Below are 10,648 nucleotides of genomic sequence, written 5' to 3'. Positions count from 1 at the left end.
GACACCCCTCCGTCTGACCTGCGGTCAGCCACCTCCCCTTAAAGGGGAGGATGGGCTTTGTTCGACACGCCAATATCGGGTCTGCGAACTGCATAATCGCCAATTCCTTGCCCCCGGTCATCGCCCCGCCCATCGCCAGGGTCAGTTGCTGGTGTGCAGGCGGACGAGGGCGGCGGACACGCCGTCGCCGGGATGGCTGACCAGCTTGGCGCGCAGCCGCGTCAGAAACTGCCGTTCGGTGCCATTGACTACCTCATCATCGCCGAACAGCGGCTTGTCGGACGCCAGCGCGACGATCAGTTCCGGGCCGAAGGGCGGCGCGACGGCATAGCGCTGCGCGGTTTTGGACAGGCCGATCATCACCTGCCGCAGCCCCTTGCTGTCCGGTTCGGGATGGCCGCGATGCAGCTCCACCGCGCTGCCATCGGCCTGCAGATAGATGATACTGAGATAAGGCCGCGCCGCCGTCGTGGTCGCGCTGACGCCGAAAATCTCATTCTCCTTCATTGTCACCGGATCGCCCTCCCGCGGCGCGCCCGCCTCGGTCAGCGCCGCGATCCGCGTTCCCGCCCGCGCCAGCGGCGCGGTCAGCGTTAGCGCCGCCTCGCACTGCGGCCAGGGCAGATGACGCACCTCGAACCTTGTTTTGGGGTCGGCCTTCAGCGCTGCCTCGCGCAGCGCGGCAATCGCGTTCAGGTCGCCGGAAAAGCCCGATACCGCGCCGCTCTTCACGCTGACGGCACCGCAGGGCATGGCGGCGGCCTGTTCGCTCACCATCTGCGCGGCGCTCTTGGGCGCTGCCGGTGCTGTACCGGGTGCGGCAGGAGGCACCGGCGCTTCGAGCGAATAGGCTTCCCCGGTCAGCAGCCGGAAGGTCGCATAGTCGATCCAGGCATAGCCCTTGTCGCCCCAGATCGGACCCCAGCTGTTCATGATGCGCAGCGCCTGCCGCTCCTCATCATAGCCCACGATCGCCATAGCGTGATAACTGGCCTTGTCCGGCTTTTCCGCACGGGCATAGATACCATTGCCCCGATGCGCCTTGAAATCGGCAGGCACGGGCATGGCGAAGATGACCGGTGCGCCGCGTGCCAGCGCACCTTTCACGTCGTCCAATATGATCGGCGTGCGCCAGTCATCCTTCACCTCGCGGTCGACCGCGCGCCAGTCGAGCAGGCGATAATTGCCCGCCTTGGCTTTCAGCGCTTCGGGCGCGGGGATCGCGCATTTGGTCATGTCGTCGGGGAAGTCGGCCAAGCTGACCGTCCCCTCATTTTTGAGCAAAGTCAGCGCCTGAACGATGCTGATCGTCCCGCTGCACGGTGACCCGGCCGGACGCAGCCGGTTATAGACATAGGCCGGACTCATCTGGTCGGCAGGAGCGGCCGGCTGCACAGCCTTGTCACGGAAATTCAGGAAAGTCCGCGCGGCATAAGTGGTCGCCCAGGCAACGCAATTGGGTTGCGGTCCTTGCGATCCGGGCGGCGGATAGGCGTTGGACAGGTCCACCCGCTTGGGCAGATAGGCGCGAAACCGCCCCTGCTTGGGCAGTTTCGCATAATCTTCGGGAGAAACGGGTTCCGCACCGGTCATGAACTGCGGATCGTCCGCCTCCTGCGCGGATAGCGCCGAAAGGCCGACCCCCGACAACGCGAGCAATGCCGCAACACCCCAGCACTTGGCCCCATGCGTCATCGCCCGTTCCTCCCCTAGATAGGCTATATTAGAAGCGATAGCCGATGGTCAGCGTCACCGCGTCATAATCGAAATCATGCGAAAAACTGCTCGTGCCATGGGTGTAGATCAGGCCGATGCGCAGTTGCTCGGCCTTACTCTTCTGCTCCGCCTCGCGGGTGCGGACGCCAATGCTCAGCGCCGCTTCATGGACATTTTCATAGGATTGCGGATCGTCGGTCAGCTTGGTCCAGGTATAGCTGGCGCGCATAGATCCCTGCCGTCCGCCAAACATCCGCCCCTTGAACGGCAGCTGATAAGCCACGCCATTGCGGAAGGTGAAGACATTTTCCTTCAGATAGAAGGCTGGATCGCGACCCAGACCCCAATCGGTGGTGGTCGACCAGCCGATCATATTGCCGATGGTCAGGTCGCCGCGCCCGACCTGCGCGATCTTGTAGCGGCTGCTCGCCGACACGGTGATCAGGTCGCTGCTGGTCGATCCGAAAAAGGCACCCGCGTCGGTGATGCCATAGGCGATCCGTGGCGTGATCAGCCAGTTGGGCTGAACCGGAATCTCGATCCCGGTGGACAGCGTCCCCATCGTCGCGGTCGCGCCGTTGTTGACATGCAGGACGTTCAGCACAGGATCGATCAGCACGCGGGCGCGGCTGCCCTCGAACGGGCGCAGCGCCTTTTGATAGCGCAGCTCATAGCGCTGGCCCTCAACCCCTGCCGAACCCCAATAGCTGATCGCGCCGCCGATCGTATCGGCATCCCCCTCCATGTCGAAACCGGGCGTATCCGGGTCATCGTCATAGTCCAGATCATTCAGGTTGAGCGCCGTAGTCACCGCACCATGTTGCAGGCTGTTGGGACTGCCCACCGTCGCCAGATAGGGTGCGGCCTGCGCCATCCCCGGCACAACTGCCAGCAGTGCTGCCGTCGCCAGATATTTCTTCATCATCTCACCCCTTTTGCGGAACCGGCTTCCCTGTCCGGTTCCTGACCCCCATGAAAAACTGTCAGGACGCGCCGAGTATCTCGTCCGGGTCCAGATCACGTACGACCCGCAGCCCCGCATCCTGCCGCCGCTTGGTCGGCGCAACGGTGAAGCGATTGGCCGATCGCAGCGCGTCGGGCGCGCTCTCGAACGATCCGCCACGGATCACCCGCGTCCGGCACGACTGGTCGGTGCAGCCCGACGTCCATTCCCACACATTGCCCTGCATCTGGTTAAGACCAAGGGCGTTGGCGGGATAGCCGTTCACGCTTTCGGGATAGCCGCGATAGGGGGCGGTGTCCGATCCGCGATAGCGGGCAGTATGGTCATAATTGGCCTGGCTCGGTGCGATATCGTCGCCCCAGGGAAAGGCGCTCGGCGTACCGCCCCGGCTGGCATATTCCCACTCCACCTCGGTCGGCAGGCGATAGGTGCGCCCGGACTTGACCGTCAGCCACGCCAGGAACGCCTGCGCATCCTCATAACTGATGTCGGTCGCCGGGATCAGCGGGTTGGGATTTTCCTTCGCCCAATTGCCCAGCTTCGTGCAGGCATTGTCGCGCACGCAGCCATTCCATTCCGCGATCGTCACTTCATAGACGCCGATCGCAAAGGGCCGCTCGATCCGCACATTGGTCTGTACCGGCTCGTCGCTGCCGCGTCCCGGCTCGGATGCGGGCGATCCGAACGGCGTGGTCCCGGCGGGGATGGCGCGCATCCACGGGCAGTTGGCGCAATCATAGAAGCGGTCGTTCGCCGTCCGGTCACAGGAAATGAAGCAGGGCGGCGCGCCCTGAAGCCCATAGTCAAAGGTCGGCTTCTGGAAATTCTTGCCCGATGACAGCGCGACCCGATCCGACACGCGCTTGAGGGCATCGGCGATATTCTGTTGCGGGCGGCGGATTTCCTCGGCCAGCACCTTGGAAAAAATGCCATCGTCAAAGGCAAACTGGTCCGCACTGGTGGAAAAGGCGACCAGATAGCCCTGGTCGGGCCGGATCGCGGCGGCAGGCGCGCGCACCATGCGGCGCAGGCCCTTGCTCCCGGCCAGCTCGCCCACTGCGCTGGTTTCCACTCCGGTCTGGTCGGCGATCATCTGCGCCAGCGAGGGCGGCGGCGCGGCCAGCACGTTGCGGCACATGTCCAGCACGATCAGCATGGTTTTCGCGCCAGAACCCAGCAGGTTGCGGGTCAGTGCGGCGCGGGTCAGCGTCGCCGTCTCCGCCGTCACGTCGCGCCCGGCATCGACCGGCAACAGCATGACGTCGCCATAGCTGCCCAGCGCCGCGCCATGGCCGGAAAAATAGAGCATCCCGAACGCCTTGGGTCCGGCAGCCGTCAGCTTGGCGCGGAAGTCGGCGATCGCGGCCAGCATCGCGTCACGCGACAGGTCGCGGCGCACCTGCACCGGTCCCTCTCCGCCCGCATCGACAAAGCCGGTAGCGTTGAGCGCAGCGGTGATCTTGTCGCCATCGGCATAGGTGGACGCCAGCTTGTCGAACGACTGGTAGGCGCCATTGACGATCACCAGCGCCAGCCGGGGTTCGTCCGCGGCCTGCGCTGCCCCGCCGCCAGCCAGAATTGCGACCAGCAGGCCCAGCGCTGCCATGGCGCGGAACAGGGGCGCAAAAGACAAAGCAGCGCGCGCGATCATTTCACTGCCTTGCGCGGCGCGAATTCCACTTGAGTGACGATCTGGTCGACCGAATCGACATGCAGCACTGCATCATAGGCGCGCGCGGCCTTGTACGGTTCGGCAGGGCCGCCGCCGAACAGTTTGGCCAGGAAGCCGCCAAGGCCACGTCCCTTCTGGCAATAGGGGCTGACCGTGACCATGCCGCCGCTCTTTTCAACCTCGTTCAGCCAGGCGCCCAGCGGCGCGGGCGCTTCATTGGCGACCGGATAGGGCGAATCGAGATCGACCACGACGGTCTTGCCCCGCCGCAACTTGCCCTTGAGCGCGCGGTCGAACCGGGCGGGGTCGGCAAAGCGAAGCGTGGGCTTGGCCACCGGCCGGTCGCAGGCTTTCAGCACGGCCGGTGCCGGAACAGGAGCAGCCGCAGGGACTGGCCGCGCGCCGACAGGATCGGCGGGACGCAACTTTACCGGCGCGATGGCATTGGCCGCAGGCGGCCTCGCGGCGGGTTGGGGTGTGGGTGCTGGAGCGGCTTGTTGCCCATTCGCAACATTATTGGTGGACGGTGCTTCGGGGGCGATGATGCGCACGCCGCGTGCCGCGGCGCCATCGTTCGCCTCGCCTTGCGCTGGTGTTGCGGACGGGTTGGCCTGCGCCAGCACGGCGGATGCCATGCCCAGCGAAAGTCCCACAGAAGCAATGGTTAAGAAGCTTCTGACTATTATCATCGTTCCCCCCTGAGTCATGATATAGTTATTGCTCCCCCAACCATTATGAGATTATGGGGTTATAACTAATCAGGCAACAAAAAAGCGCGGGAGATTCCAAGTGGCGAAGGGGCTTCGTGGACTCTGGGCAACAGTATTAACGGCATTTATCACAATATTGGCATTTCCTTCGATCGCCAGAGCCGAAACCCGTGCCTTGCTGGTCGGCGCCTGGCAGTTCCGCTCTCCCCTGATCATGGATCTGGCCGGTCCCGAAAATGATCTTGCAGCGATGGAAACAGTGATTCGCGGCCAGGGTGCCAGCGATGTCACAGTGTTGCGCAATGACGGCGTCAGTCGCACAACCGTCGAAACCGCACTCCATGCTTTGGGGCTTCGCTCCAGGCCGGGCGACTGGATCTTCCTTTACTATACCGGCCATGGTGCGCTGGCCGAAGCCAGCGTCAAGGGGACGCGCGACGGCGATACCGACCAGTTCCTGCCGCTGCCCGGTTTTGATCCCGACAGCAAGGACGCCGAACGCTTCATCGTCGACAAGGATTTCTACACCTGGCTCGCCCTCTATGTCCCGCGCGGGGTGCAGGTGCTGATGATGGCCGACACCTGCCATTCCGGCACGCTCCACCGCTCAGTCGATCCGCGCGCCATGGGCATGACCCCGCGCCTGACGCTGGGCGGCCGCAATGTGGAGCTGGGGTCGCGCCCCGCGCCGCGCTTCGCCAGCACGCTGGCCTCGGTCGAGGGTGCGGCGCTTACGGCGACGCGGGAGGATCTGCCCAACCTCTTCTATATCAGCGCCGCCCGTGACGATCAGGTCGCCTGGGAAAACGCCCTGCCGGTCGAGGGTGCGCCGACGCGCGGTTTCCTCACCTGGTCGTTCGAGCAGGGGCTGACCACGCCGCGCGCCGATGGCAGGGGCATGGCGGCGGACCAGGATGGCGATGGCAAGCTGACCGTCGGCGAACTGGGCACCTATCTCAATGTTCAGGTCCGCATGTTGAGCGGCCAGCGGCAGGAAAGCAGCAGCATCATCCCGCCGGGCCGCGAAGGGCAGGGGCTGTTCGCCACCGTGCCGCCGCCGCCCGCACCCCCGGTCGCGCCGCCGCTGCCCGGCCTGTACGTCGCGGACGTCAAGGCGCGCGCCAGCGTCACCGGCAACGACCATCCCTGGCGCGTCCTGATCGATGGCAAGGGCGCGGACTTCGTCTGGGACAGTGCGCGTCAGATCATGCTCCGCCGCACCGGCGACATGGTCGCGCAAAATGTCAAAACCCTGCCTCAGCTGCGCGGGGTCATCGACAAATGGGCCGCGATCGAGGCGCTGCGTCCGCTCCTTTCCGAACAGCGCACCCGGCTGATGGTCGGCCCGCTCGAAAACGGCGCGCGCTACCCCACCGGCGCGCCGGTGACGCTGGCGCTGGCGCAAAAGGCCGGCGATCAGCCTGTCACCGCCCCCCAATATGCCACTGTGTTCAACATAGCGTCGGACGGCACGGTCCAGCGCCTGTTCCCGTCCGCGCCCTCGGACGGCGACGGTCGCCTCGCGCCTGGCCAGTCGCTTCCCGTCCTCGATAGCCAGGTGATCGCTCCCTATGGCGCAGACCATGTCGTCGCCCTGGTGACGCCGCAGCCGCCCGACGCCTTCCGCCTGCTGCTGCGCACGGTTGAAAATCAGCGCGCCGCCGCCCGGCTGGTCGCGCCGATCCGCGACCTGCTCGCCAGGGCGCAGGGGCAGGCCAGCCTGTCGATCGGCGAACTCTATACCGGCAACTGACGCGATGCCGGTCCTGCGCGCTTGTTTAATTACTCAGGATCACCGTCCGGCTCTTGGCCGCGCTCTTATTGCCGATGTCGATGCGATATTGGCCGGACGCGCGCGGCGTCACCGCGCAGACCGGCGCATAATCGGCATTGTCGTCCAGGCACAATTGTCGGCCCGACGCATCGAGCAGGCGGATATACATGCTGGTGCCGATGTCGCCGATCGCGCCGATGCGCAGCGGCTCGCCCCCCTTGGCCGTCACGGTGAAGCGATAGGCGTTGCGCGCGCCAACATCCTGCACCCGCCGCACCAGCCCCTTGCCAAATGCCGATGCGGTAACGCCGCGCCCCGCCGCCGACTGGGCCAGCCGTATCTGCAACAGCAAGGCCTGATCGTCGCGAGCCAGCGCCTTCGCCTCGGCAAACAGCGCGTCGGGCGAAAAGGCCGCGTCGCCCTCCGCCGGCACCTCGCCATCACTCATCGGCACCTGCTTGAGCATCCGCGCGGCGGCCAGCATCGCATAGGGATCACTCTCGCGCCGGGCAAAGTCGGCCACCTGCCGCGCGGCAATCGCCTGCGCGAACGGATCGGCGGGCTTGACCGCAGCGGGCGTGGCAACAGGCGCCGCCTCCTGCGCCATCGCGCCACCGCACGCCAGCATCATCGCCCCACTTGCGATTAGGATTTTGCGCTTCATGTCCAACCCTTTCAGCAAGATCATCTCCATTCCCGTGGATACTGCCGCGCTGGTCGGAAAGCCAGTGCTGAGCGGTGGCGCGGACCTGGCCAAACAACTCACCGCGCTGGTCGGCGGGGCAGGGGGAGGGCGCTATGCCGCCTTCATCAGTTATAGCCATGCGGACATGAAGGTCGCCCGCTGGCTCCACCGCGCGATCGAAAATTATCGCGTGCCCAAGACGCTGGTCGGCACGGCGGGAGATCGCGGCCCGATCCCTGCCCGGTTGCGGCCGATTTTTCGCGATGAGGATGAACTGGCAGGTGCCGCCGAACTCGGTCCCAAATTGCAGGGCGCGCTCGCCCGCTCCGACGCGCTGATCGTCATCTGCTCGCCAACAGCCGCCCGATCGGTCTGGGTCGACAAGGAAATTCGCAGTTTCAAGACGATCAACCCGGACGCCCCGGTGTTCGCGCTGATCGCGGCGGGCAAGCCCGGCGATCCCGACACCGATTGTTTCCCCGCACCCTTGCTGTTCGCGCTCGACGCCGACGGCGAACTGGATCGCAGCCAGCCGCTCGAACCCCTCGCGCCTGATCTCCAGAAGAATGACCGCAATATCGTCAAGCTCAAGCTGATTGCGGGGCTGCTCGGCACTCCCTATGCCAGCCTCTATCGCCGCGACCAGCGGCGCAGCCGCCGCATTGCCGCGGCGCTGGGGGCTTTCGCCTTTCTGCTGATCGTCGTGCTGAGCGGCCTGTCGATCGCTGCCTTCACCTATGCCCGCATGGCGGTGCAGCAGCGCAACGAGGCGCAGGCCGCGCGCAAACTGGCGGAGGAAAATGCCGACAAGGCCGAACGCCGCGCCTGGCTGGCCCAGGTCGCCGCGCAGGAAGTGCGGCGGCTGGCCGATGAGGGGAATAGCTGCCCGCCGCCGTGACGACATCCCCACGCCGTTCGGGCTGAGCCTGTCGAAGCCTCGTCCTTCACTTCAAGCAGTACGACCCTTCGACAAGCTCAGGGCGAACGGAGGAGGGAGCTAATCCCGCCAGCTTCGGTCCACCCGGTCGATCTGCCGCACCATCGCCTGAAAATCCGGCACGCCCGGCCCGACCGGCAATGTCACCCCGGCCAGATCGCGCTGATGCACCGCGATCACCTCCGCGCTCAGTTCCACCGGCGTCCCCGCCGCGCCCGCCGCCACCTGTATCTCGCAGGCGCGCTGGAGCATCCATTGCTTGAGGAACGCTTCGGGCAGGCTTTCCGCCATCACCAGCGTGCCATGGTTGCGCAGCATCATCACCCGCCTGTCGCCCAGATTGGCGATCAGCCGCGCGCCCTCTTCATCGCGAATCGTGACGCCCTCAAAATCATGATAGGCGATTCGACCGGCAAAGGCGGCGGCGTAGAAGCTGATCGGGCGCAATCCTTCGGCGGTGGCGCTTACCGCCATGCCTGCGGTCGTATGGGTATGGATGATGCAATGGGCATCGGGCAAATGGCGGTGAAACACGCTATGCTGGACAAAGCCCGCCCGGTTGACCGGATAGGGGCTGCCGTCCAGCACCGTGCCGTCAATGTCGATCTTGACCAGGTTGGACGCGGTCACCTCATGATAGCGGAGGCCAAACGGGTTGATCAGGAAAGCGCTGTCCTCGCCCGGCACGCGCACGGTGATGTGGTTGTAGATGAGTTCCGACCAGCCCATATGGTCGAAGATGCGGTAACAGGCGGCCAGTTGCTGGCGCGCCTCCCATTCGACGGGGGACATATCGGGGCGTTTTGCGGCGCTGGCCATGGGCGATCCTCTCTTATATAGTGGCAAATATCATTCACCTTCCGCGCACGTAAGTCCAGAGCGCGGGCTTTAGGGTTGAACTGCCGCGACTCTGCTGGTAGGGCGCGCCCCACACGGCGTAGGGTGACCTGCGACGACTCACAGGCTTTGCTATTGCGACGGGCTGTCGGGACGGATTGGAAAATCCCGGCAAAACGCTCGTTTTCGATTGGAGATTGACGGACTTATGCAGATCATCGTTCGCGACAACAATGTCGACCAGGCCCTCCGCGCGCTCAAGAAGAAGCTGCAGCGTGAAGGCGTGTATCGCGAAATGAAGCTGCGTCGTCACTACGAGAAGCCCTCGGAAAAGCGCGCCCGTGAAAAGGCCGCTGCCGTGCGCCGCGCCCGCAAGATGGACCGCAAGCGCGCCGAGCGCGACGGCGCGAAGTAAGCGCCGCCGGGGCGGCCCGCGCCGTCCCGCTTTCCTGCTGCCTGCCCGCCCATAATTGCGAGACCGATCGCCATGTCCATTACGGCCGTTCCCCTTCGTCCTATCGCCAGGGGGTCTTTGACGCGCCTCTGGATTGGTGTCGCCGCGCTTGCGCTGGCCGCTGGTGGCCTCGCCTGGGCCGGGCAGCAGGGCGTTGAAGCATCGCCCTCCACCTTCATGGCGCAGAATGCCGATGCCGATGGCGTGATCACCACCCCGTCGGGCCTGCAATATAAGGTGGTGGCCGAAGGCACCGGCCCCAGCCCGACCACCGCCGACGTGGCGCTGGTGGGCTATAAGGGGACGCTGCTCGACGGCACCGTGTTTGACGAGAATCCGCAGGCGCCGATGCCGATCGACGGCGTCGTCCCCGGCTTCTCCGAAGGCCTGCAAAAGATGAAGAAGGGCGGCAAATACCGCCTCTGGATTCCGCCGCAGCTTGGCTACGGCGATCAGGCGGCCGGCCCGATCCCCGCCGGTTCGATCCTGATCTTCGACGTCGAACTCCACGACTTCAAATCCCGCGCCGAAATTATGCAGATGCAGCAGATGATGCAGCAACAGCAGGGCGCAGGCGCACAGCCGCCCCGCTAAGGGCGCGCAAAGCCGGATGAGACAAAAGGGGCCGCCCAGTCGGCCCCTTTTTTGTGCGCTGGAGAGGATGACAGCGGCGAGAAGCAACACGCCCTTCTCCCTTGGGGGAGAAGGATACGAAGCCTTGGCGACGCAGTCGTCTAGGCAGAGTTGGATGAGGGGGATCGACGCGAGTGGCGCGCGTCCGCGTGAGGCCGTGACGCCCTCACCCAGCTACGACTAAGGCTGCAAGCAGCCAAGTCTGCGCAGCCCTCTCCCTTGAGGGAGAGGGGGAGCGTCCGTAAGCGACCAATGCAGGTAATAGG

10 protein-coding genes are annotated in these 10,648 nt (G+C 65.1%); 4 read left to right on the top strand and 6 right to left on the bottom strand.

From position 1 onward, the window contains the following. Window positions 1–141: 141 nt before the first annotated feature. From EBBID32_RS11700 to EBBID32_RS11685, 4 genes are all read right to left on the bottom strand, one after another. Entirely contained in the window at window positions 142–1,695 is a 1,554-nt protein-coding gene (locus EBBID32_RS11700) for a C1 family peptidase (RefSeq protein WP_006957214.1), read from the bottom strand. 28 nt (window positions 1,696–1,723) lie between these two features. Next, window positions 1,724–2,638 carry a hypothetical protein gene (locus tag EBBID32_RS11695; RefSeq protein ID WP_006957212.1) on the bottom strand — a complete coding sequence of 305 codons (915 nt, stop codon included), beginning with the start codon at window positions 2,636–2,638 and terminating at the stop codon, window positions 1,724–1,726. A gap of 61 nt (window positions 2,639–2,699) precedes the next feature. Next, on the bottom strand, window positions 2,700–4,331 hold the full coding sequence (locus EBBID32_RS11690) for an SUMF1/EgtB/PvdO family nonheme iron enzyme (protein ID WP_006957210.1): 1,632 nt from the start codon (window positions 4,329–4,331) through the stop codon (window positions 2,700–2,702). Next, on the bottom strand, window positions 4,328–4,987 hold the full coding sequence (locus tag EBBID32_RS11685; RefSeq protein ID WP_006957206.1) for a hypothetical protein: 660 nt from the start codon (window positions 4,985–4,987) through the stop codon (window positions 4,328–4,330). The genes EBBID32_RS11690 and EBBID32_RS11685 overlap by 4 nt, the downstream gene beginning before the upstream one ends. 211 nt (window positions 4,988–5,198) lie before the next feature. Here EBBID32_RS11685 and EBBID32_RS11680 point away from each other — a divergent pair, with 211 nt between their 5' ends. Then, on the top strand, window positions 5,199–6,815 hold the full coding sequence (locus tag EBBID32_RS11680) for a caspase family protein (RefSeq protein WP_231382179.1): 1,617 nt from the start codon (window positions 5,199–5,201) through the stop codon (window positions 6,813–6,815). 25 nt (window positions 6,816–6,840) lie between these two features. Here the strand turns inward: EBBID32_RS11680 and EBBID32_RS11675 are convergent, their stop codons facing one another. Further along, window positions 6,841–7,500, bottom strand: a complete 660-nt coding sequence (locus EBBID32_RS11675) for a hypothetical protein (protein ID WP_231382178.1) — start codon at window positions 7,498–7,500, stop codon at window positions 6,841–6,843. Between EBBID32_RS11675 and EBBID32_RS11670 the strand changes: the two genes are divergently transcribed. Continuing rightward, window positions 7,499–8,419, top strand: a complete 921-nt coding sequence (locus EBBID32_RS11670; protein WP_006957195.1) for a toll/interleukin-1 receptor domain-containing protein — start codon at window positions 7,499–7,501, stop codon at window positions 8,417–8,419. The genes EBBID32_RS11675 and EBBID32_RS11670 overlap by 2 nt on opposite strands. A 99-nt stretch (window positions 8,420–8,518) precedes the next feature. Here EBBID32_RS11670 and EBBID32_RS11665 read toward each other — a convergent pair whose 3' ends face one another. Continuing rightward, a complete protein-coding gene (locus tag EBBID32_RS11665) occupies window positions 8,519–9,277 on the bottom strand; it encodes a class II aldolase/adducin family protein (protein ID WP_006957193.1) in 759 nt (252 codons plus the stop codon). A 226-nt stretch (window positions 9,278–9,503) separates the two neighbouring features. Here EBBID32_RS11665 and rpsU point away from each other — a divergent pair, with 226 nt between their 5' ends. Together rpsU and EBBID32_RS11655 are read left to right on the top strand one after the other, a co-directional pair. Beyond that, window positions 9,504–9,710, top strand: a complete 207-nt coding sequence (gene rpsU / locus EBBID32_RS11660) for a 30S ribosomal protein S21 (RefSeq protein ID WP_006957190.1) — start codon at window positions 9,504–9,506, stop codon at window positions 9,708–9,710. A 72-nt stretch (window positions 9,711–9,782) separates the two neighbouring features. After that, the gene (locus tag EBBID32_RS11655) at window positions 9,783–10,343 is read left to right on the top strand and encodes an FKBP-type peptidyl-prolyl cis-trans isomerase (RefSeq protein WP_037490327.1); all 561 of its coding nucleotides are present in this window, start codon (window positions 9,783–9,785) and stop codon (window positions 10,341–10,343) included. Window positions 10,344–10,648 lie beyond the last annotated feature (305 nt).

This window comes from Sphingobium indicum BiD32 (genome assembly GCF_000382885.1).
Taxonomy (GTDB): Bacteria; Pseudomonadota; Alphaproteobacteria; order Sphingomonadales; family Sphingomonadaceae; genus Sphingobium; species Sphingobium japonicum_C.
The sequence above is the reverse complement of the archived record's forward strand: the minus strand, read 5'-3'. Positions and strand labels throughout refer to the sequence as shown.